Source organism: Trichocoleus sp. Lan (assembly GCF_039961855.1).
In the GTDB taxonomy this organism is placed as follows: domain Bacteria; phylum Cyanobacteriota; class Cyanobacteriia; order Cyanobacteriales; family FACHB-T130; genus FACHB-T130.
This window is the reverse complement of sequence record NZ_JAMPKA010000012.1, coordinates 93,660-114,874: the sequence shown is the minus strand read 5'-3', so window position 1 is coordinate 114,874 and position 21,215 is coordinate 93,660. Positions and strand designations below refer to the sequence as shown.

Here is a 21,215-nt window from a genome sequence, read left to right as displayed (position 1 = left end):
AAAGGATTTTTAACAAATCATTTTACTTTTGGCAGCCGGAAAAGAGTATTCAGCGATGCATTAACGACCAAGCTCCTGAGAGCGCCGAGAAGCCGCCACCACTGCCTCAATCAAAGCCGAGCGGAAACCAGCCCTTTCTAACTGGGCAATCCCAGCAATAGTTGTACCTCCAGGGCTAGTCACGCGGTCTTTTAGTTGAGCGGGATGCATTCCCGATTCGTGCAACATCTGGGCAGTCCCCAAGACGGTTTGCAGGGCTAACGAAGACGCGATCGCTCTTGGCAATCCAGCTGCTACCCCACCATCTGCGAGTGCTTCCACCATCAGCGCCACATAAGCGGGACCCGAACCCGAAAGCCCTGTCACCGCATCCATTAAGGATTCCGGCACTTCAACAACCTCTCCCACCGCCTGGAAGATCGCCTTTGCTTGTTCTAAGTGGCGTTCGGTGGCGTGCTGACCCAGCGCGATCGCACTCATTCCTGCCCCTACCGTCGCCGGAGTATTCGGCATCGCCCGAATCGCTGGAGCCTGGGGAAAAGCTGCTTCCAGTTGACTCAAAGAAACACCCGCCATAATCGAAATCACGACTGGCGGCGACGCTTGGGCAGAAATTTCTTTCTCCAAGTCTGCCGCCACCGCTGCAAACACTTGAGGTTTAATCGCCAGTAACAGCACATCCTTTGCCGCCGCCACCGCCCGATTCTCTGCCGTCACCTGGATGCCGTACTGCTGCGCTAAAAAGTCTCGCCGCTCTCTTTGCGGCTCACTCACCAAGACTTCTTCTGTGGCATAAAGCTGTTTTTGCATCAGGCGGGATAATAGAGCTTCTCCCATTACCCCGCCACCAATCATGCCGAATTTAGTAGCCAACCTCGTCCCCCAATCCCTATCAGCATGAAAAGTCCGTTGTCGGCGGTCAGTTGTTTTTAGTCGTTACGACTGACCATTGACCGCTAACAAGCGTCTCGACTCAAAAATTTTACTGCGCCATCCGGGTCGGTTCGTTTGACCAAGCTGGGGAGGGGGCAGAGGGACGGGGAATCCGGACTTGTGGTTGAGGCACTTCGTGAACCACGCCAGTCTGGGTACTGACTTGAACACAACTCGGTGTAAACAGAAAGATACTTTCGCCGATCCGCTCTTGGTGCCCATCGATCGCATAAGTGCCACCGGCAACAAAGTCTACAGCTCGTTGCGCCTGATCTGGGTCCATAATTGTCAGGTTTAACACGACTGACTTCCGCTCGCGTAATGCTTGAATTGCCTGGGGCATTTCTTCAAAAGAACGTGGCTCCATCACGATCACTTCCGAAATTCCATTCACCGAACCGGGCATCCCAATTACATTATTCATTGTTGTCCCCATTTCTATTTCTCTTGCAACAGGTGTGTTTGTCCGCGCTCGACGGCTCTGGCGACGTTCTTCTTCTGCTGTCGTCGGTTGAGGATGCTGTTCTTGATAGAGATTTTGGTACTCTTCTCCCTCGGCTTCTTCGTACTCGTCATACTCGTATTGAGCTGGCTCATTGAGACCCACGAAATCTCGTAGCTTAGAAAAAATATTATTCACAGTTCACGCTCCATCACGATTTAAGGTTAGACTTTGGGGCTGGGATCGCAGGGCACCCTTGAGGCAGCAGTCCTAGTTTAAGGAAACGACAATAACAATCATATAGTCGTGCTGGCAATATAATATCCGATGCCTCTTCATTACCCCACTCATCTGTTCGGAATAGATGTTGACATTTGTAAGCATAGTGGGGCTTTTCAGGATGCCCGTTCTCCAAAAAGAATTCGCCCCAAACGTATCATTGTTGCCCCAGATTGCACAGCTAGCGGGTAATCACCTGACATTCCCATTGATAGCTGCTGCATTTGAATATTTGACCAGTTTTGCTGTCTGATTTCATCGGCTAGTTTGCGGGTTCTATCGAAAACTGACAGGATTTCAGAAGCCTTGAGATCGAAAGGCGGAATTGTCATCAAACCTTGAATTTGCAGATTGTAGCACTCATTCAAGGCTGGTAAATCGGCAAGCAGTTGAGGAACTGTCCACCCATACTTGTTGGGATCTGGCAGTAGTTTCACTTGCAGGCAGATGAAGGGCGATCGCGACAGCTCAAGCGCCAGTTCGTTTAATCGTTGGGCTAATTTTAAACTATCTATCGAGTGAATCCACTGAAATTGTTCTAGGGCTTTTCGAGCTTTATTACTTTGAAGGTGTCCAATCAGGTGCCAGGTGATGTCTGGTAAATCTTGCAGTTGCGCTTGTTTAAGTTCAGCTTCAGAGATGCGACTTTCGCCGAAATCCCTTACTCCCGCTGCATAAGCTTCGCGCATGGCTTCAGGGGAAACCTGTTTCGTAACGGCGATGAGGCGGACAGATTCCGGTAGTTGCTGGCGAATTTCAGAAAGGCGTTGGGCGATCGCTCCAGTCATTTGACTTCACTTGAAAATAAACAGGGAAGCAAAAATTAAAAATGCTTGCATTAAAAAGGATTTTTTAATTTTTAATTGCTGGCCCCTATTGAAATGTTCGCTTATGAATAGCCTGAAGTTGGGTGTACTCCTCCATTTGACCGTTGCGACGGAGCATCCGCAAACGGTTTTCCACCATGAGGCGACCATCGCTGCGGGTAATCGGTTCAAACGTGATGCCGGTAGGACTGGTATTCACCAAAAAGAAGAGACGCTGGGCATAAAGGGTCGTAAATAGTTCCTGGCTGTCCTCAAGCAGACACACTCTGTAAAGTAAGCCAAATGTAGGGTGATTTAAATAGGTTTCGCTGCTCATTAACATCCACGCGAAGAATGCCCATCCCTAAGGGAGAGATTGGGAAAAGTCGAAGAGTTTAAGCGGCAGTACGACTCGCGACAGCCGCTCTCTGTTGAAACCCAAGATGTTTCACTCTAGTTCAAACTATGCAGATGATAGCTTGTATTCGGGCACCTCAGAGAGAATGTTTGGGAATTGGCGACACTTTTCAGGGTGAGCAAACGAGGATGGCGGTGGCTACCGAATAATCGCCATCATGGCTGATGCTTAGCTGCCACTGACAATCTTCCCACCCTGCTGTCTGGGCGGCGGCTGAATGGTGAAGAAATACTTGCGGCGCACCTGTGGGTAAACGTCGAATCTCAATATCGGTGTAGCTGACTCCCCGCCATCCAGTTCCCAGTGCTTTAGCAACGGCTTCTTTTGCCGCCCAGCGCCCTGCTAGCTGGTTGATAGAGAGGCGACTGATATCGTTCTGAGTGTAGCCGCAATCTTGTTGTTCATCAAAAGTATAGACGCGCTGCAAGAAGCGATCGCCAAAGCGTTCAACAGCGGCTTTAATTCGAGGCATATAAACAATATCTGTTCCCAGCCGAATCATTCTGTTGCTAGTTGCTAATAGAAGAGTGGCTCTTCAAAACCCTGTCTGGTAGCCATTCGCTAATGGTATTTGACTGATGACCCAGAACTAATCACTAATAACATTAAAACTTCCCAGGGCTGCTAGCAGAGCTTGAGCTTTGTGTAGAGACTCATGCCATTCTCGTTCTGGATCGCTATCGGCAACGATTCCCGCCCCGACTTGCCCGTAAACCATCGCTGCATCGGCACGCTTGGGATAGAGGAGAGTACGGATCAAGATATTTAAATCTAGGTGCCCGCGCCAATCGAGAAAGCCACAGGAACCATAGAACAAATTGCGACGCACGGGTTCGAGTTCTTCAATGATTTCCATACAGCGGACTTTCGGACACCCAGTGATAGTACCGCCAGGGAAGAAGGCGCGAATTAGGTCAACCGCGTCGTAGTTTGGGCGAATTTTACCGATAACGTTGCTTACGAGGTGCATGACATGGCTGTAGCGCTCAATTGTGAAAAGTTCGTTGACTTCTACAGAACCCCACTCGCACACACGCCCCAAGTCGTTTCGCTCTAAATCCACCAGCATAATGTGTTCGGCTCTTTCTTTGGCATTGGCAATCAAGTCTTGCGCCAAATGCTCGTCGAGGGCGGGGGTGGTGCCGCGCGATCGCGTTCCTGCAATCGGTCGCGTTTGCGCTTGTCGATCTTGCATCTGAACCAATCGTTCTGGAGAACAGCTGATGAGTGCCCCCCACGGAGTCTGCCAATAGCTAGCAAAGGGAGAAGGATTAATTTGGTGTAACGCTTGATAAATTGACCAAGGACTGGCGGTTACGCGGCTTTCAAAGCGTAGGGAAAGATTTGCCTGAAAGATATCTCCGGCTCGGATATACTTTTTCGCTTGCCGCACCGCATCTTCGTAATCAGTTTGAGGCGTCCAAAAATGGAAATGGGGGGATTTTGGATTTTGGATTGAAGATGCTGGCTCCTCTGCTATCCCGCACTGCGTTCGGCTTTCCAGCAGGTTTTGCAAGAAATCGAGTTCGGCTTCATCGCTAGCGGCTAGCCATAGGGTTTGTTCCCAATGGTCGAGGACAGCAAAGGATGCTGGTTCATACCAATAAGCAACCGGGAATGGTAGAGGGTCAGAATTTAAATTGGGTAGCTGCTCGATCTCCCAACCGAGGTCATAACCCAGCCATCCCAGCCAGCCGCCAGTGAAAGGTAGTGACGGCTGTAGGGACTCATCCCTGAAGGCAGAACGTTGCCGCAAGCGGCGTAGGAAGGGGAGGATCTCGCCAATGGGTGGAGTCCACACTGCCTGCACGCCATCTATAAAGCGCGGCGCACCGGCACAAATTGAATATCTGGCGATCGCGTTCTTGGCTTCAGGTGAGTGTTGAAGGAGCGGATTATAGGGACTTTCGAGTAGGGTAGCAATTTTACCAGCGTCCAGAAACAGGGCGGCGAATACTTCTGAGCCAGTTCGATGTTGTAGAGGAAGCGATCGCCAAAACCAAGGTTTCATATGAATTTTTAATTTTTAACTTTCCCATCCCCACATCAGCCGTGCCCCCCAAAGTACGACCAAACTCACCAGTCCCGCCCAGTCGCTCTTTTTGAGACGCAACTGGTGCCATTGGACGCGATGGCTATTGGGGCTGGTAAAGCCGCGAACCTTCATGGCGCTAGCAATTTGCTCGGCTCGTAAGAGGAGATTTTCAAGCAACCGTTCGGCAACCATCAACCAAAGTTGCAGACTTTTGCGGATACCCAGTTTTTTCCAGTTAATTGCCCGTGTCCGCACGGAACGAACTAAATTTTGCACTTCTTCTAAAACCAGGGGAATAAAGCGCAGCGATAAAGTTAAGGTTAGAGCAACTTCTGTCACGGGAAATTTGAATGCTCGCAGCGGTCGCATCAAACTCTCGATCCCCGCAGTAATCTCCTCTGGAGCTGTGGTTAGCAAAAACAGGTTGGTGCTGTAAATCAAGGTAAATAGTAAGGTACTCACGTTAATCGCTAGCGCCAAGGACTTGCGAGTAATTTTGACTGGCCCTTGGTGGAACAGCACGTAACGGTAGTTTGAAGGGTTTTGAGAGGAGACTGGTTTTGTCGCCTCTGGTTTTTGAGTTGCAGCGGATTTGACAACTCCTGGCTTGGGAGTAGCAGTCTGAATAAAAGATATTTCATCGGCTGGGAGACGTCGCTGAGAGTCTGCTCCAAGTCCATCGGGAGCAATCATGCTCAGGATGAAAACAAAAAAGCACAGCATCAACAGCCAACCCATTTGTTGCTTCCATACGCGCAATGGAATCGCCGCCGTCACAGTAATGGCAACTAGCAGCACCGCCAGAGCGATGCGCCAGATGGGATTTGCCAGGACTGGAGCGATGAGAAAGCTCATCAACCAAGCTATTTTCACCCTGGGGTCGAGGTGATGCAGCCAAGTGATTGGTTGTTCGAGGTACAGCCCCAGCGGCAGCGATCGCAGTAAATCCATAGAAAATTAAAAATTAAACATTAAAAATTAAAAATGCAAAAATTCATTTTACATTTTTAATTTTTAATCGATTAAACGCGAGTAGCTCGGTTACTACGACTGCCCGCTTCCACCTCGCGGACTTTTTTCCCTCTCCAGAATAAGCGTACTGGGGTTCCAGTAAAACCCAACTGTTTTCGGAATTGACCTTCGATGTAGCGGCGATAGTTGTCATTGAAGCGCTTGGGATCGTTGACAAATAGCGCGATCGCTGGGGGTTGGCTGCTCACTTGGGTGCCGTAATAAATCTTGCCCTGACGCCCTTGACGGGTCGTGGGCGGGGAAACCCAAGAAATCGCTTCTTGTAGCACTTCATTAATTACAGCAGTCGTGACGCGGCGTTTGTGTTGTTCGGCGGCTGTATTCACTAAATCTAGAATTTTTTCCACCCGCTGACCTGTTTGAGCGCTGACAAAAATTGTTTCTGCCCAATCGATAAAGTTCAACCGTCCTTTAAAGTTGCGTTCAAACTCGTAGATGGTGTAGGAATCCTTTTCAACTGCATCCCACTTATTGATGACGATGACGCAAGCGCGACCTTCTTCATCTATCCGCCCAGCCAGTTTTTGGTCTTGTTCGGTGATGCCATCCACCGCGTCAATGACTAACAAAACCACGTCGGCGCGACGAATCGCTTTAAAGGCGCGATTAATCCCAAAAAATTCCGGGCCGTATTCAACGTTTTTCTTTTTGCGAATCCCGGCGGTATCGATCAATCGGTAGGTTTTACCGTTGCGTTCTACTACCATATCGATGGCATCGCGGGTCGTGCCAGAAATCGGGCTAACGATAGAACGATTTTCGCCGACAAAGGCGTTCAGCAAGCTAGATTTCCCGACATTGGGACGTCCGACAATGGCGACTTTAATTTCTTCAGTTTCTGGGATTTCTCCCGCGGGCACGATATAGGTAATCAGGGCATCAAGTAATTCGCCGGTGCCACTCCCATGAATGCCAGAGACGGGGAAGGGTTCGCCCAATCCCAGTTCCCAAAACTCCATTGCTTGGGTGAGACCTTGTTCGGAGGATTCGCATTTATTCACCGCTAGCAGGACGGGCACGGGTTGTTGACGCAACCAGTCGGCGATCGTTTCATCCGCTGCTGTTAAGCCACTCTGACCATCGACGACAAAGATTGCGGCACTCGCTTCTGAGAGTGCCAACATTGCCTGTTCCCGAATTAGGGGTAAAAACTCGGTGTCATCATTAAACACCAAGCCGCCGGTATCGACGATGACAAACTCCCGGTCTTCCCAGAAGGCGGAACGATAGGTGCGATCGCGCGTGACTCCAGGTTCATCATGCACAATGGCGTCTTGTACACCTGCCAATCGATTGACAAGAGTAGATTTGCCCACATTCGGGCGACCGATAATAGCGACAACAGGCAGGGACATAACCAGATATGCTCATCCGAGTGGATGATGACAGCTCCAAATTTATATTGTATCCATCCTGGATAGACGTGATGTTTTCTGCGGTGACTATCCATGACACATCAGCCAACGTTCGGAAAAGTTTTCGTGGCGATCGCTTTGGGTGCAGTGACGACTTTGACTGGGTGCAGTTCGCTCGAATCCTCTGCCAACCCTGTAACAGGGGAGGATTTAACCGCCTATACATCAACTACGGCATCTCAGCCAGCCCAGCCACTCAACACGCTTACAGGGCATTCTAAGTATGTGCAGGCGATCGCCATCAGTACCGATGGGCAGATTCTTGCCAGTGGCGGTGAAGATGGCACTATCAAGTTGTGGAATTTACCCAAAGGTATCCGCATCCGTACCCTAGCAGGACATATCAAACCCATTCATGCCGTTGCCATTAGTCCGGATAAAAAACTTGTCGCCAGTGGCAGTTATGACGGCACCATCAAGATATGGCAACTCAGTAACGGGGCACTCATCCACACCCTTAACGGGGATTCCACCTCAGTTTTATCCATTGCCATCAGTCCCGATGGAAAAACTTTAGCCAGCAGTGGTTTAGACAAGACGATCAAGCTTTGGCAGCTGAGCAACGGGGAACTCATCCGCACCCTGACGGGGAATTTAGATGCGGTGAATTGCGTTACCTTTAGCCCTGATGGGGGCACATTAGCCAGTGGTAGTGCCGATCGCTCGATCAACTTATGGAATCCGCGCACGGGCATCCGCATTCGCACCCTAGAAGGGCATTCCGATTGGGTAAATTCCGTCGCCTTCAATCCTGATGGAAAACTCCTCGCCAGTGGCAGTAATGACGGCACCATCAAGCTGTGGAATCCTCGTAACGGGGAAGCGATCGCTACTTTGAAGGGAAATGCCACGTTAATTAATTCTGTTGCTTTCAGCCCCAAGGGACAGACAATCGCCAGCGGCAGTTTGGACAATGCAATCAAACTGTGGAATCCTCGCACTGGCGAACTCAAAAGCACTCTGGCAGGAGATGACAGTAAAGTAAATTCCTTCGCTTTCAGTCCCGATGGGCAAACTTTAGCGACTGGCAGTCATGATGGCAGCATTAAGATTTGGCAGGTGCCTGCTCAAGAGTGAATAGGTCTGATTAACAATTTTCAAGTGGATATGATGCCAGCTTTTCAACTTTCCTCTGCCATTGTCCGTTGCGGTGCAAATTTAAAAACGCGATCGCCCTGAGTAACAATTGGGATAATTTACTCCTTTCGCCGCCCAGCAACTACACTGTAGATTTTGAGGGTCAGACGTAAATACCTGCAACAGAGGTGAGCCATGTACGTATTGATTGGTGGAGCAGGACTGGTCGGGCTGGACTTAGCCCAACAATTAGTAGAATTAGGACACACGGTTGCCATCATCGATACCGATCCCACCGCCTGCCGGTATGCTCGCGAACAAGTCGGAGCGATGGCTTTTGAAGGCAGTGCCGTCAGTACGCAAGTGCTAATGGAAGCAGGAATTCGCAAGGCAGATGCCCTTGTTGCCGCCCTCCGCAATGATGCTTTAAATCTGGCAATGGTGACACTTGCCAAGCACTATGGCGTCTCCCATATCGTGACTCGGATGCGCCAAAGTGATTTTGCCGAACCTTATCGGATTGCCGGAGCGCATCATGTTATCAGTACGGTTGACCTAGCCGTGACCACGATGGTGAATGCGATCGAATATCCCCAAGTAGAATCGATGATGCACTTTGAGCAGGGTCAGGTAGAAGTCTTCAAACTCAAAGTGCCACCAGAGTCTGACATTGCGGGTCGTACCGTGGCACAAGTCGCTCAAGATTCTCGGTTTCCCAGCGGTTCTTTAATTATTGGCTATCAATCCCATCCCCAAACCGATCTCGTCATTCCGAATGGAAAGACAGTGCTAGAGGCGGGAGCAACTGTGCTAGTCGTCACGAAATCGGAAAAGTTACATCAAGTGATTGATTTCTTAGGTTTGTGTTCTAGTCATCTTCCAAACTTAGAAGTTGCTCGTTAATGGTTTTGATACGTTCTTGCACCACTTCTTCTGAGAGAATCCGCCTGCGGAGGGCGTCATTGAGTACCTGCTTTTCTGCCAATAGTAATTGCCGACGAATCGTGTCTAATTTTAGGCGATCGCTACTTTCATCAGCAGAGTCTTCGGGACGCTGATTATATATCTCCCGCAATGTTCTTTCAGAAGCTGCCACCCGCACCTGATAAGCGGCTCGCATCTCTTCGTAGATTGATTTTGGTAAAACTCCCGATTTCAGGAGGCTCTCCAATTCATCCTGCGCTGCTTTGGATGTCATCAATTGAGCTTGCAATTCTTCAATCTGCTGCCGTGATTCGGAATGGCGATCGAGCTTTAAACGGCGTACAAACCCCGGTAAACTTACTCCCTGTCCTACCAACGACAGCAGCACAATTCCTAAGACAATGACAACCAGCTTATCTCGCCCTGGTAAATTAGTCGGTAAGCTTAACGCCAAGGCGGTTGAAAGTGAGCCTTTAATATTGCCCATAAAGAGAACGTGCCGCCATTTCACCGGAATGGGTTTGTCAAAAAAACGCACTACGTCTAAGAGTGGATAAACGGTGAGTGCCCTCCCGACTTGGTAGGCAATCAGTGCGAGAAGAACGGCTGGTAGCGTCTGCCAAAGGGTGACAAGATTAATCTCTAAGCCAATGAGTAAGAAAATAAAGGTATTGACACCAAACCCGGCGAATTCCCAGAAGCTGAACAAAGTAACTTGAGTAGAAGCAGAGGTACTGCGAGAAACCCCCAAGTTGCCGACAATTAGTCCTGCCACCACAACGGCAACCACACCGGATACGTGGAAAAATTCGCCCAGTTGAAAGGCTCCCAGCGCTACGGCAATCGTGAGTAGAATCACGCTGAGAGGATCGTCTGCTTGGCTAAATAAACCAATACTGAGATAGCCCAAGGCTAAGCCAACTAAGATTCCACCGACAATCACGAACAGAAATGCCTGTACGACATCGAGGGGCGTTAATGATCCGGTTGAATTTGCAGTCAAGATCAGGCTAAATAAAACCAGCGCCACATCATCGTTGACTAAGCTTTCACCTTCTACGAGCGTGACCAGTCGGTAGGGAACAGATACTTCCTTGAAAACCGCAATCACTAAGGCGGTATCTGTAATTGACAAAATGACCCCAACTAGCAAGGCGGGAACCCAATCTAAGCCCAGTTCTAGTTTCAGCAAGACTGAGGTGATAGCAGCGCAGAGGGGAAAGCCCACTCCTGCTAATAAGGCAATGGGTTTAAACGTGCTGCGTAGACGACTGACGTCGGTATTAATTGCCGATTCAAACAGTAGAATCGGCAAAAAAAGATTAAAAATCAGGGAGGAATCCAGACGGATGCGACCTGGCAAAAGCTCTGTAATCGCCAACCCTGCCAATACTAACCCTGTAATGTAGGGAATCCGAAATCGTCGAGATAGTAAGGCAACCCCCGTGGCAACCAACAACAAGACGATCAGAAAAATTACTAATTCAGCAACATTTCCCTGATTCTCGCTGCCTGTGACCGTCGGGACTGCCATGAGCGATCGCTCGCTTAGCCACTGCATAGCGCGTACTCACAAGTGATGAACGATACACCGAGGGTCAGGTTCTACAAAACTGCCCTTAGTATCTTAAAGGATGAGCTACGATGCTTTTGTTCTGAGTTAGCAGCCGTCACCTTTAAGGGTGCGGCTTTCGCGGGCTTTGGCTGCGGTTGCCGCTTCCAGAGATTTTCGCCTGCGCGATCGCAGGCTTGGTTGGTTTAGCCCCTGGCGGAAGCTTGTGGGCTTATATGACAGGTTTGGTAATCCGATGAAAAAACTCTTAGTTACAGGTGCCAGTGGTTTTTTAGGGTGGCATCTTTGCCAGCTAGCAAAACAAGAATGGGAGGTTTATGGAACTTATTTTTCCCATTCTCTAGAGATTCCTGGCGTAAATTTGCTGAAAGTTGAGTTAAAGGATTTTCAGGAACTCAAGCATTTGTTCCAAGAAATTAAGCCTGATGGAGTGATTCATACCGCCGCGCGATCGCAACCTAATTTTTGCCAACAATATCCTGATGAATCCTACCCGATTAATGTCACTGCATCTTGTAATATTGCTGGACTTTGTGCGGATGCTTCGATTCCTTGCGTTTTCACTTCAACTGACTTAGTTTTCGATGGTTTAAACCCTCCCTACCGGGAAGCAGATCCCGTGTCTCCTGTCAATGTTTACGGGGAGCAAAAAGTGATGGCGGAGGAAGGGATGTTAGAACGTTATCCGATGACTGCTGTTTGCCGAATGCCTTTAATGTATGGGATGGCAACGCCTACCGCCACAAGTTTTATGCAGCCATTTATCGAAATGCTGAGAGAGGGGAAAGAATTAAGTTTGTTTATGGATGAATTCCGCACGCCAGTTAGCGGAACAACAGCAGCAAAAGGGCTTTTATTGGCATTGGAGAAAGTAAACGGACGCCTTCATTTAGGCGGGAAAGAGCGGATATCGCGCTATGAGTTTGGACGCTTATTAGTGGAAGTATTGCAGCTTCCTGAAGCGGGGCTTAAATCTTGCCGACAAGAAGATGTAAAAATGGCTGCGCCAAGACCAGCAGATGTTTCTTTAGATAGTTCAAAGGCTTTTGAACTAGGATATTCGCCTTTATCTGTGTGGGAAGAGTTAGTGGCGTTGCGGGGTAAGGTTTGATAAATGCCCTGGCGAATCAAATTCGCGGCTACACATACAAAACCCGCCTACGCGGGTTTCAATTTATCAGTCCGCGACGGCGGACTTTGCCTGTGTAGCTGCGATTTATAATCGCTTGGGAATTTATAAGCTTAACTAACGCGCTTGATATGCTTGCCACAAACTCATTCCAACAGTACCAAAAATTACTACGATAAATATCGGCAAAAATGCTATTCCCAAGCCTATTGATTTATTCAAAGACACTTGAATCATTTGCCATTCTATGTAAGTAAACAGCCAAATAATTTCTGTTTTTAGCCAATTCATTAATTGAATTGCTATTTGATATTGGCGATAAGCATTTTCTTGTGTAATTGCCCAAGGATAATTAAATGTATGCGGAAAACGTGGCAAAAAGGTAAAGAGTAGATAAAATACAATACTCAAACTAGGAAATAGCAAGATAGTTATTTTGCTACCCGTAGCATCAGGTTTACCTGCAATATCAAAATGCACTGGAATAGTATTAGGCAGATTTGTCCAAGATTGGAAAGTCAGCAAGAGTAGTACAAGAATGCCTGCGATCGCACCCACATCCAGAAGTAAATCTACAGGCGATCGCGCGATTGTCAAAATCGGTCGTTGATTGGATGGGTTCCTCGTCATAGGGTTAATTGTTAGGCAATAACAGTATACGTTTAGTACATATTTTATCTTTAAAGTCAATGTTTATAAGGAGAGAAAAGTTAGTAAAGCCATCAATCTTAACATTGGCAGATCGAGGGTTGATGGGCTACAACCAAATGGCAAGCATAGCTAATCAGTGACAGATGATCCTTGAATTTACAGCAGCAAAGATTGCAGAAATTGCCTTTGGCGGAATGATAGAAGGTGGCGCTGGTAAGTTGACGGAAATCGCCATCGAAAAGGTAAATCTGCTACGCCAGAAGATTTGGAATAAATTACGGGGTAATCCAGACGCAGAAAGAGCCATTAAAGCCGTTGAGCAAGGCTCGAAGTCCGAATTAGTACAGGTTACTGAATATTTGCAGGCTTGCATGGTCAAAGAGCCAGCATTTGCCGAAGAGATTCAGATAATGGCTAAAGAAATTCAAATCAGCAACACTCAAGACAACAGCAGGACTCAGACTTTTCAAGATAATGAAAAAGTCTACTATGCAGAAAAAGTTGACGCGCAGGATGTGCAATTCGGTGACAGAATCAATCCTGGCTGAAAGTTTAATCGTGTTGAGACGCTGGTAGTCAACCAAGGAACAAGCCCTCAACCAGTTCAAAACTCACCTAATCTTGATGAAATGCGCCCCAGCTTGGATTGTTGGCAAGGGCGCACGGAGGAACGGCAGAAAATCCGGGAATGGATAGCGGATGGAAATATCCGGCTGATTGGCATTACGGGTTTGGGTGGCTTTGGTAAATCTACCCTGGCTGCGAAAATCTATGACGACGATAGCGCTGAATTTGATAAAAAGTTCTGGGTAGATGTCAGCCGCCGCGTGACTTTTACTGAGTTGGCGCGACGAGTCTTGCTGCGGTTGGGACTTTCTCCGCCAACTGTGGAGGCAATTCCAGAATTGTCGCTGGTGGATGCGTTGGTCAACCATCTGCGGGAGGGGCGGCATTTACTTGTCCTAGACAACCTGGAAAGTTTGCTGCAACAAGATGGGCAGGGGTTGGATGCTATCTACAAGGAGTTTTTTCACGGTTGGTTGGGATGTGGCGGTAAGAGTGTGATTCTGGTAACGACGCGGGAACGCCCGGATTTGCCAGAAATTAATTTGAAATGGCTTCCTTTGCCGGGATTGTCCCCAGCAGAGGGGGCTAATTTGTTGAGGGCTTTGGGGATTCTGGGGACTGAGACAGAATTGCTAGATTTTGCGAAAAAGGCAGAGGGGCATCCCCTGCTGCTGACGCTGGTTGCAGGTTTTTTGCAGGCAGAAGAGGAGTCAGATCCGCAGATTAGTCACTTGCAGAGGTATGGTTTAGCTGACGTAGCCCAGCTAGTGACTAACGAGAAGCTGAAAGGGTTGCATCGAGGCAAAATCGATATCTGGATGCGCCTGGTGTTAGATGCCAGCTTTAACCGCCTTAGTGACAAGTTGCAAAGACTGCTACTAAATTTGAGTGTTTATCGGATTCCTTTCAACACAGCCGCAGCAGATGCCCAGTTGCCGGAAGAAAATGTATCGGAGCAGGATCTAAGGCAGTTGGCTAGGTGTTCTCTGTTGCAGGAGGAAAGGGACGACAACGGAGGGCGATGGTTTCAGTTTCACCCGTTCATTTTGGCGTATGTCAATCAAAAGGCGGACGATCTAACCGAGGCGCACCAAAAGGCGATCGCATACTACAAAGAAAATGCCAAACCAGAACCCTGGCAGGCAATAAGTGATGTAGCAGAATATCTAGAAGTTTTCTATCACTGCTATCACTTGGGAGAGTATGAAAATGCCTTCAACACTATTCGCCATTGTGACGATTTTTTAACTTTACAAGGTTACAACACTGTCCGAGCCGAACTGTACAAGCAGTTAGTTGAAGCATGGCAGCAAAATAACTCCGACAGTTGGGAATTCGCAGCTTCTCTAAATAGCTTGGGCATTGCTTACCGTTGTCTAGGACAATACCCACTAGCAATCGATTACCATCAGCAATCTCTGGCAATATTCCGAGAGATTAGCGATCACAATGGGGAAGCGGGTTGTCTCAATAATTTGGGCAATGCTTACAATGCTTTAGGACAATACCCACTGGCAATCGATTACCATCAGCAATCTCTGGCAATATTCCGGGAGATTGGCGAGCGCAAGGGGGAAGCGACTTCTCTCGGTAATTTGGGCATTGCTTACGATTCTCTAGGACAATACCCACTGGCAATTGATTACCATCAGCAGTCTCTGGCAATATTCCGGGAGATTGGCGAGCGCAAAGAGAAAGCGTCTTCTCTCAATAATTTGGGCATTGCTTACGATTCTCTAGGACAACACTCACTGGCAATTGATTACCATCAGCAGTCTCTGGCAATAAAACGGGAGATTGGTGATCGCAATGGGGAAGCGACTTCTCTCGGTAATTTGGGCATTGCTTACCGTTGTCTAGGACAACACCCACTAGCAATTGATTACTATCAACAGTCTCTGGCAATAAAACGGGAGATTGGCGATCCCAATGGGGAAGCGGCTTCTTTATTTAATTTAGGAAATGCCTTGGCAAAGCTAAGTCGAAAATCAGAAGCCCTTGGTGCTTACCAAAATGCCCGCGATCTGTATCAATCAATGGGGCTGGATGCAAATGTTCAAGATGCTGAGAATGCAATTCAAAGCCTTTCCAGAAAGACTAATATTTGGATGAGTTTGCCAAAAGCTATAGTCAGCTTTTTACTGCGATGGGTTAATCGCCTATGGCGACTACTACACACCTTCCTCAGGTAGCGATGAGTCAAGGACGATATCCCTTTTGCATCCTCTGTACCTATGTGGTTTTAAAAAAGATGCGATCGCACTCACCATCAATTAGCAAGTGCGATCGCGCTTTCTTTCAAACAATACTAGCCTTGTGAATAAGCGTCCATCGGGAGACAAGCGCAAACAAAATTGCGATCGCCAAAAGCATTATCTATGCGTCCGACAGTAGGCCAGAACTTGTGTTCTCTCGTCCACGGCGCAGGATAAGCAGCTTGTTCGCGGGAATAGGAATGATTCCACTCGGAAGTCATTAAGGCTTCTGCGGTATGGGGTGCGTTCTTCAAGACATTATCTTGAGCGTCCATCTTACCCGATTCAATTTCCGCAATTTCCTGACGAATTGAGATCATCGCATCACAGAAACGATCCAGTTCTTCCTTCGATTCGCTTTCTGTGGGTTCTACCATTACCGTACCCGCTACAGGCCAAGAAACGGTAGGGGCGTGGAAACCGTAGTCCATTAAACGCTTGGCGATGTCATCCACTTCAATACCCGCAGACTTTTTGAGCGATCGCAAATCTAAAATACACTCGTGCGCCACCAAACCATTCTGCCCTTTGTACAAAACGGGATAGAAAGGTTCTAAGCGACGGGCGATGTAGTTGGCATTGAGGATCGCTACTTTTGTCGCTTCTGTTAAGCCTGCCGACCCCATCATGGCGATGTACATCCAAGAAATGGGGAGGATGCTGGCGCTACCCCAAGGTGCCGCTGCAACGGCACCGATGCCTTGTTCGCCGCCAGTTGGAACAACCGAGTGCCCCGGTAAAAATGGCACAAGATGCGGCATTACCCCAATTGGCCCCATTCCTGGCCCACCGCCGCCGTGGGGGATACAGAAGGTTTTGTGCAAGTTTAAGTGACAAACATCTGCCCCAAAGTCTCCCGGACGGCACAAACCGACTTGGGCGTTCATATTCGCCCCGTCCATGTAAACTTGTCCGCCGTTGGTGTGGACAATATTGCAGATTTCTTTAATCGGTTCCTCAAAGACGCCGTGAGTCGAGGGATATGTCACCATCAAAGCGGCGAGTTCATTGCGATGCTTCTCGGCTTTCGCTTTGAGATCGTCTACATCAATATTGCCTCGATCGTCGCAAGCGATCGCCACCACTTTCATCCCACACATGACCGCACTGGCAGGATTTGTCCCGTGGGCAGATTGGGGAATCAGACAGACATTCCGATGTTCTTCCCCGCGACTTTCGTGATACTGACGAATGACTAACAGTCCCGCATATTCGCCTTGAGATCCGGCATTGGGTTGCAGAGAAATGCCCGCAAAGCCAGTGATTTCTGCTAACCACGCCTCAAGCTGCTGGAACAGAATTTGATAACCCCGCGTTTGCGAAGGAGGGGCAAAAGGATGAATTTTGCCAAATTCCGCCCATGTTACCGGGATCATTTCCGCCGTCGCATTGAGCTTCATCGTGCATGAACCCAAGGGTATCATCGATGTTGTCAGCGACAAATCTTTCGCTTCTAGACGGTGCAAGTAGCGCAACAACTCGGTTTCCGAGTGATAGCGGTTAAAGACGGGATGAGTTAAATAGCTGCTTTTCCGGGCAAAGGGTTCCCCTTGTATGGACGGGGTTACGCCTTTCCCCAACTCTTCCACCGTAAAGGGCAACTCATGTGTCCCGGCGAAAATTTCAAATAAGTCTTGCAAGTCCTGTACGGTTGTGGTTTCGTCCAAGCTGATTCCGACCGCATTTGCATCCAGAATCCGCAAGTTAATCTGACGAGCTTGGGCATCTGCGAGAATGTCTTCGAGAGTGCGTTTGCCCAACTCTACCCGCAACGTATCAAAAAATTGCTCTGCACCGATGCCGTACCCCAGCCGCTTCAATCCTGACGCTAGAATCCCCGTCAGCTTATGGATATTCTGGGCAATTTTTTTCAGTCCAGCTGACCCGTGGTAAACGGCATACATACTCGCCATTACCGCCAGGAGAACTTGAGCGGTACAAATATTACTGGTCGCTTTGTCGCGGCGGATATGCTGTTCGCGGGTTTGCAAAGCTAAACGCAGTGCTGGCTTGCCGTTGGCATCCTTGGAGACTCCGACAATTCGCCCCGGCACCTGGCGCTTATACTCTTCTTTGGTGGCAAAGTAGGCTGCATGAGGCCCCCCGTATCCGAGGGGAATTCCAAACCGCTGAGTGCTTCCTACCGCAATATCTGCCCCAAATTCTCCCGGTGGTGTCAGCAGCGTTAGGCTCAAGGGATCTGCTGCCACCGTGACTAAAGCACCCACTCCATGAGCTTTTTCTACAAAACCCCGATAATCGTAAATCGTGCCATCTGTGGCGGGATATTGCAGGATTGCCCCAAAGATTGCTTGCTCAAAATCAAAGCTCTGATGAGCGCCGATAATAATCTCAATGCCCAGCGGTCTTGCCCGTGTTTGCAATACTTCAATCGTTTGGGGATGACAAGCACTGGAGACAAAAAAGGCGTTTGCCTTGGTTTTGCAGAGACTATAACTCATTGTCATCGCTTCTGCGGCGGCGGTTGCTTCATCGAGTAAGGAAGCATTGGCAATTTCCAGACCTGTCAAGTCAATAATCATTGTCTGAAAATTCAGCAGCGCCTCTAGTCGCCCTTGGGCAATTTCTGGCTGATAAGGGGTGTAGGCGGTGTACCAGCCGGGGTTTTCTAAAATATTCCGTTGAATGACTGGTGGGGTAATGCAGTCGGAATAGCCCATGCCAATCAATGAGCGAAACACCTGATTTTTGGAAGCGATCGCTTTCAATCGACTCAGCGCTGCGTACTCACTCTGGGCTGGGGGAAGCTGGAGCGAATCTGTTTTCGGAGTTGCCCCATTCAGAGAACGCGATCGCCGGATTGCCTGCGGAATCGTTTGGTCGATTAGGGCATCTAGGGTCGATATCCCCAATACCTCAAGCATTTGCTGGACTTCGTCCGGGGTAGGGCCGATATGCCTCTGTACAAAAGAAATCGGCTCTCCCATTTCTTCTAGCAGATGCTGACGGCTAGACTCGGTATGAGGGATAGAAATTACCACAGGTTGCTCTCCAGACGCGACTATTTCATATTTTGCAATAATTTTTCGGGGTCAGGCGCTGTAGAAACACCGATTTGCCGCGTCTCGAAGTTACCGCGATTTTAGATTTTAGATTTTGGAAGGAATTACCAATAGGACTTACGCAGAGATCCCCCGAAATCCCCCAATGCGTTGGGGGACTTTTCCGATTCCCCCGAATTTATCGGGGTAGTAGGGGGATCTAGGTTTCAAGCTTGCAGTGGGTAAGTCCCGAGCTACTCTCCTTCCACCTGCGAACGATACTCATCCGCCGATAAAGCTTCATCCAGCTCATCAGGGTCGTTAATCCGAACTTTTAAAAACCATCCTTCGCCGTAAGGATCTTCCGCCACGTGTTCCGGAGCTTCCACGATGGCAGTATTGCGTTCTATAACGGTTCCGCTGACTGGGGCATACATATCTTCAACGGCTTTCACCGATTCAATTGTCCCAAAACTCTCTCCCTTGGAGAGGGCGTCGCCGATTTCTGGCAAATCCAGAAATACAATATCGCCCAGCTGATCGATTGCAAAGGCGCTGATGCCAATTGTGGCAATCTCACCCTCCAGTCGCACATACTCGTGAGAATCCAAATATTTTAGGTCTTCAGGATATTCCAGAGCCATTGCACTTCCTTCCTCAAATACGCGCTCAAATAGCTTTAACCAGCCATTAAGTTTACAGCTTCAAACCGTAATATCAGAAACATTATGGATAAGAAAAAGCTTAAACGCCTGGTTTTCGGTGAATTTTCTCTTAAAAGACTTATGCGCTCTGCCATCTTCATCTACGCTTTTCTTTGCTTCTACGCCTATTTCTTTTCCGATAGGATGATTTTTGTGCCCCAGCCGTCCAGCTATCGGGACAGTAGCGAGATTCTCAAGCTAACCACAACGGATGGCGTGCAAATCTCGGCAGCTTATCTGCCTAATCCCAATGCCACTTACACAATTTTATATAGTCACGGTAACGCCGAAGACTTATTTGATGTCTTGTCGGTGCGTCAAGGTTTGCGGGACATGGGCTTTGAGGTCTTCGCCTACGATTATCGTGGCTATGGAACCAGTCAGGGAACGCCTACCGAGCGCAATTCTTATCGGGATATCGACGCTGCTTATACTTATCTGACTCAGCAACTGGGTGTGCCACCGAATCGAATTATTGCCTACGGGCGTTCGGTGGGAAGTGGGCCTGCGGTGGATTTGGCTTCTCGTCAACCGCTTGCGGGTTTAATTGTGGAAAGTGCGTTTATTACGGCGTTTCGAGTGCTGACGCGCATCCCGATTGTGCCGTTTGATCGGTTCCGCAATCTCGACAAGATTAAAAAGGTGCGTTGCCCAGTCTTGGTCATGCACGGGAGGCGGGATGAAGTGATTCCCTTTTGGCACGGGGAGCAACTTTTTGCGGCTGCTAACGAACCGAAGCGCTTTTTGTGGGTGGATGAAGCAGGTCACAATGACTTTAACTGGGTTGCGGCACAGCAGTCTGAGAAAGCTGTGCGGGAGTTTGCCCAGTTGGTGGAGCAGTTTCAGCGCAATCTGCCCAGAGGCTGAAGCTTTGGGCTAGGTAAACTTGCAGCAGGCTTGACGGAAGGAGCGCTTAAAGCCGTGCAAATAACCTTGATTACTGACTCTCCGCCAAGTCTGCAACAACGCCCTCTAATCCAGCCACCACCCGCGCCAAACGGCCGTAATCAATTTTATCGGGGGTATCTTGTGAAGTGTGATAGTGGGGGTAACGGGAGGGTGCAGTGTCTGTGACGATGATGCCGGGATAACCTTGCTGCCAGAAAGACCATTGATCCGACCAGCCGACGCCGGGAATCCTTTCTGGGAGGGCGGCACCTTCAGAGGGGAACTTGGCGTGGCGACGGAAAGATGCGATCGCTTTCCTCAACAAATCAGCAGAGGTTGGGTTGCTCACAAAAGCAATAAAGTTACCCTGTGAGGGATAAAACAGGCTCAAAGGAAATGGGTAGTTCTGGGTTCCTGGCTTGTCGGAGTAGTAGCCGATTGTTTCCAAACTGAGCATGGCGACAATATTTTCACTGGCGTTGCGGCAGCGTTTGGCATAAACAACGCTTCCCATCTCCGCAGTCTGGAAAAATGGCGGTTCCTCATTCACAAACTCAACGAAGCGCAGAGTTCGGGAAGTCTTTTTTCCAACAAAGGCACGCGCTAACTCTAGGACGGCTGCGGCACCCGTGCCGTTATCATTGGCACCGGGACTCCCAAATACAGAGTCATAGTGACCCCCTATCACCACAATCTCGTCGGCTCGATTTGTCCCAGCAATCTCGGCTTCTAGGTTGTAATAAGTGTTCTCAGCAATTTTGTATCCTTGGCGTTGAACTTTGTAGCCAGCATTGCTCAAAGATACTTCCAAGAAATCAGCCGCCGCCGCTAGATTCTTATAGTTCGAGAAGTTATGTTCTCCCAGTTCACCGGCAATCTTTTCCACATCTTGCCGGAGGGCATCTCGCAGCGTTTCCTCCTGGGGAGTCAGCAGCGGCAATGCAGCTTGGTAACTGACTCCGGGCATCCAAATCGATGTAAACCACGCCCAAGCGGCTACGCCCAGAAGAATGCCAATGATGGCAAGCCTAATTAATGCCGCCCGATTCACCAACCACCTTATCCATCCACCTCGCGCCATAAAT

General features: G+C 48.8%; 19 protein-coding genes. 6 read left to right on the top strand and 13 right to left on the bottom strand.

Going from position 1 to position 21,215, the window contains the following annotated elements; translation table 11 throughout:
• Window positions 1–60: 60 nt before the first annotated feature.
• The 8 genes from proC to der form a co-directional block, all read right to left on the bottom strand.
• Entirely contained in the window at window positions 61–873 is an 813-nt protein-coding gene (gene proC / locus NDA03_RS12800) for a pyrroline-5-carboxylate reductase (RefSeq protein ID WP_348238194.1), read from the bottom strand.
• 109 nt (window positions 874–982) lie between these two features.
• A complete protein-coding gene (locus tag NDA03_RS12795) occupies window positions 983–1,573 on the bottom strand; it encodes a cell division protein SepF (RefSeq protein ID WP_190410749.1) in 591 nt (196 codons plus the stop codon).
• A gap of 197 nt (window positions 1,574–1,770) precedes the next feature.
• Window positions 1,771–2,442: a YggS family pyridoxal phosphate-dependent enzyme gene (locus NDA03_RS12790; RefSeq protein ID WP_190525208.1), complete on the bottom strand. Its 672-nt coding sequence runs from the start codon at window positions 2,440–2,442 to the stop codon at window positions 1,771–1,773.
• An 85-nt stretch (window positions 2,443–2,527) separates the two neighbouring features.
• On the bottom strand, window positions 2,528–2,797 hold the full coding sequence (gene pipX, locus NDA03_RS12785; protein WP_190410751.1) for a transcriptional coactivator PipX: 270 nt from the start codon (window positions 2,795–2,797) through the stop codon (window positions 2,528–2,530).
• A gap of 190 nt (window positions 2,798–2,987) precedes the next feature.
• A complete protein-coding gene (acpS, locus tag NDA03_RS12780) occupies window positions 2,988–3,380 on the bottom strand; it encodes a holo-ACP synthase (protein WP_190410752.1) in 393 nt (130 codons plus the stop codon).
• Window positions 3,381–3,467: 87 nt separating this feature from the next.
• Window positions 3,468–4,889: an anthranilate synthase component I gene (locus NDA03_RS12775; protein WP_348238193.1), complete on the bottom strand. Its 1,422-nt coding sequence runs from the start codon at window positions 4,887–4,889 to the stop codon at window positions 3,468–3,470.
• Between the two features lie 15 nt (window positions 4,890–4,904).
• Entirely contained in the window at window positions 4,905–5,864 is a 960-nt protein-coding gene (locus NDA03_RS12770) for a CbiQ family ECF transporter T component (RefSeq protein WP_190986517.1), read from the bottom strand.
• Between the two features lie 71 nt (window positions 5,865–5,935).
• Entirely contained in the window at window positions 5,936–7,300 is a 1,365-nt protein-coding gene (der, locus tag NDA03_RS12765) for a ribosome biogenesis GTPase Der (protein WP_190410755.1), read from the bottom strand.
• Between the two features lie 93 nt (window positions 7,301–7,393).
• On the opposite strand from der, the gene NDA03_RS12760 reads away from it, so the two are divergent.
• Together NDA03_RS12760 and NDA03_RS12755 are read left to right on the top strand one after the other, a co-directional pair.
• Window positions 7,394–8,437 carry a WD40 repeat domain-containing protein gene (locus tag NDA03_RS12760; RefSeq protein WP_190410756.1) on the top strand — a complete coding sequence of 348 codons (1,044 nt, stop codon included), beginning with the start codon at window positions 7,394–7,396 and terminating at the stop codon, window positions 8,435–8,437.
• A gap of 195 nt (window positions 8,438–8,632) precedes the next feature.
• Complete coding sequence (locus tag NDA03_RS12755; protein WP_190535549.1) at window positions 8,633–9,340, top strand: TrkA family potassium uptake protein; 708 nt, start codon at window positions 8,633–8,635, stop codon at window positions 9,338–9,340.
• Here the strand turns inward: NDA03_RS12755 and NDA03_RS12750 are convergent.
• The gene (locus NDA03_RS12750; protein WP_348238232.1) at window positions 9,306–10,895 is read right to left on the bottom strand and encodes a cation:proton antiporter; all 1,590 of its coding nucleotides are present in this window, start codon (window positions 10,893–10,895) and stop codon (window positions 9,306–9,308) included. The two genes, NDA03_RS12755 and NDA03_RS12750, sit on opposite strands and share 35 nt — an antisense overlap.
• 274 nt (window positions 10,896–11,169) lie before the next feature.
• On the opposite strand from NDA03_RS12750, the gene NDA03_RS12745 reads away from it, so the two are divergent.
• On the top strand, window positions 11,170–12,045 hold the full coding sequence (locus NDA03_RS12745) for an NAD(P)-dependent oxidoreductase (RefSeq protein ID WP_348238231.1): 876 nt from the start codon (window positions 11,170–11,172) through the stop codon (window positions 12,043–12,045).
• 135 nt (window positions 12,046–12,180) lie between these two features.
• Here NDA03_RS12745 and NDA03_RS12740 read toward each other — a convergent pair whose 3' ends face one another.
• The gene (locus NDA03_RS12740; RefSeq protein WP_348238192.1) at window positions 12,181–12,693 is read right to left on the bottom strand and encodes a DUF1648 domain-containing protein; all 513 of its coding nucleotides are present in this window, start codon (window positions 12,691–12,693) and stop codon (window positions 12,181–12,183) included.
• A gap of 164 nt (window positions 12,694–12,857) precedes the next feature.
• On the opposite strand from NDA03_RS12740, the gene NDA03_RS12735 reads away from it, so the two are divergent.
• Both NDA03_RS12735 and NDA03_RS12730 read left to right on the top strand, forming a co-directional pair.
• On the top strand, window positions 12,858–13,262 hold the full coding sequence (locus NDA03_RS12735) for a hypothetical protein (RefSeq protein ID WP_348238191.1): 405 nt from the start codon (window positions 12,858–12,860) through the stop codon (window positions 13,260–13,262).
• An 81-nt stretch (window positions 13,263–13,343) separates the two neighbouring features.
• Complete coding sequence (locus NDA03_RS12730; RefSeq protein WP_348238190.1) at window positions 13,344–15,473, top strand: tetratricopeptide repeat protein; 2,130 nt, start codon at window positions 13,344–13,346, stop codon at window positions 15,471–15,473.
• Between the two features lie 116 nt (window positions 15,474–15,589).
• Here the strand turns inward: NDA03_RS12730 and gcvP are convergent, their stop codons facing one another.
• Together gcvP and gcvH are read right to left on the bottom strand one after the other, a co-directional pair.
• Window positions 15,590–18,538, bottom strand: a complete 2,949-nt coding sequence (gene gcvP / locus NDA03_RS12725; protein WP_348238189.1) for an aminomethyl-transferring glycine dehydrogenase — start codon at window positions 18,536–18,538, stop codon at window positions 15,590–15,592.
• A 254-nt stretch (window positions 18,539–18,792) separates the two neighbouring features.
• Window positions 18,793–19,182: a glycine cleavage system protein GcvH gene (gene gcvH, locus NDA03_RS12720; RefSeq protein ID WP_190410762.1), complete on the bottom strand. Its 390-nt coding sequence runs from the start codon at window positions 19,180–19,182 to the stop codon at window positions 18,793–18,795.
• Window positions 19,183–19,266: 84 nt separating this feature from the next.
• Between gcvH and NDA03_RS12715 the strand changes: the two genes are divergently transcribed.
• Window positions 19,267–20,109 carry an alpha/beta hydrolase gene (locus NDA03_RS12715; protein ID WP_348238188.1) on the top strand — a complete coding sequence of 281 codons (843 nt, stop codon included), beginning with the start codon at window positions 19,267–19,269 and terminating at the stop codon, window positions 20,107–20,109.
• 70 nt (window positions 20,110–20,179) lie between these two features.
• Here the strand turns inward: NDA03_RS12715 and NDA03_RS12710 are convergent, their stop codons facing one another.
• A complete protein-coding gene (locus tag NDA03_RS12710; RefSeq protein WP_348238187.1) occupies window positions 20,180–21,211 on the bottom strand; it encodes a M28 family peptidase in 1,032 nt (343 codons plus the stop codon).
• Between the last annotated feature and the right edge of the window lie 4 nt (window positions 21,212–21,215).

Excerpts from the sequence above, each read along its gene's own strand:
- NDA03_RS12790 (WP_190525208.1), bottom strand. The coding sequence starts at position 2,442 with ATGACTGGAGCGATCGCCCAACGCCTTTCTGAAATTCGCCAGCAACTA.
- pipX (WP_190410751.1), bottom strand. The coding sequence starts at position 2,797 with ATGAGCAGCGAAACCTATTTAAATCACCCTACATTTGGCTTACTTTAC.
- acpS (WP_190410752.1), bottom strand. The coding sequence starts at position 3,380 with ATGATTCGGCTGGGAACAGATATTGTTTATATGCCTCGAATTAAAGCC.
- NDA03_RS12775 (WP_348238193.1), bottom strand. The coding sequence starts at position 4,889 with ATGAAACCTTGGTTTTGGCGATCGCTTCCTCTACAACATCGAACTGGC.
- NDA03_RS12770 (WP_190986517.1), bottom strand. The coding sequence starts at position 5,864 with ATGGATTTACTGCGATCGCTGCCGCTGGGGCTGTACCTCGAACAACCA.
- der (WP_190410755.1), bottom strand. The coding sequence starts at position 7,300 with ATGTCCCTGCCTGTTGTCGCTATTATCGGTCGCCCGAATGTGGGCAAA.
- NDA03_RS12760 (WP_190410756.1), top strand. The coding sequence starts at position 7,394 with ATGACACATCAGCCAACGTTCGGAAAAGTTTTCGTGGCGATCGCTTTG.
- NDA03_RS12755 (WP_190535549.1), top strand. The coding sequence starts at position 8,633 with ATGTACGTATTGATTGGTGGAGCAGGACTGGTCGGGCTGGACTTAGCC.
- NDA03_RS12750 (WP_348238232.1), bottom strand. The coding sequence starts at position 10,895 with ATGGCAGTCCCGACGGTCACAGGCAGCGAGAATCAGGGAAATGTTGCT.
- NDA03_RS12745 (WP_348238231.1), top strand. The coding sequence starts at position 11,170 with ATGAAAAAACTCTTAGTTACAGGTGCCAGTGGTTTTTTAGGGTGGCAT.
- NDA03_RS12740 (WP_348238192.1), bottom strand. The coding sequence starts at position 12,693 with ATGACGAGGAACCCATCCAATCAACGACCGATTTTGACAATCGCGCGA.
- NDA03_RS12735 (WP_348238191.1), top strand. The coding sequence starts at position 12,858 with ATGATCCTTGAATTTACAGCAGCAAAGATTGCAGAAATTGCCTTTGGC.
- NDA03_RS12730 (WP_348238190.1), top strand. The coding sequence starts at position 13,344 with ATGCGCCCCAGCTTGGATTGTTGGCAAGGGCGCACGGAGGAACGGCAG.
- gcvH (WP_190410762.1), bottom strand. The coding sequence starts at position 19,182 with ATGGCTCTGGAATATCCTGAAGACCTAAAATATTTGGATTCTCACGAG.
- NDA03_RS12715 (WP_348238188.1), top strand. The coding sequence starts at position 19,267 with ATGGATAAGAAAAAGCTTAAACGCCTGGTTTTCGGTGAATTTTCTCTT.
- NDA03_RS12710 (WP_348238187.1), bottom strand. The coding sequence starts at position 21,211 with ATGGCGCGAGGTGGATGGATAAGGTGGTTGGTGAATCGGGCGGCATTA.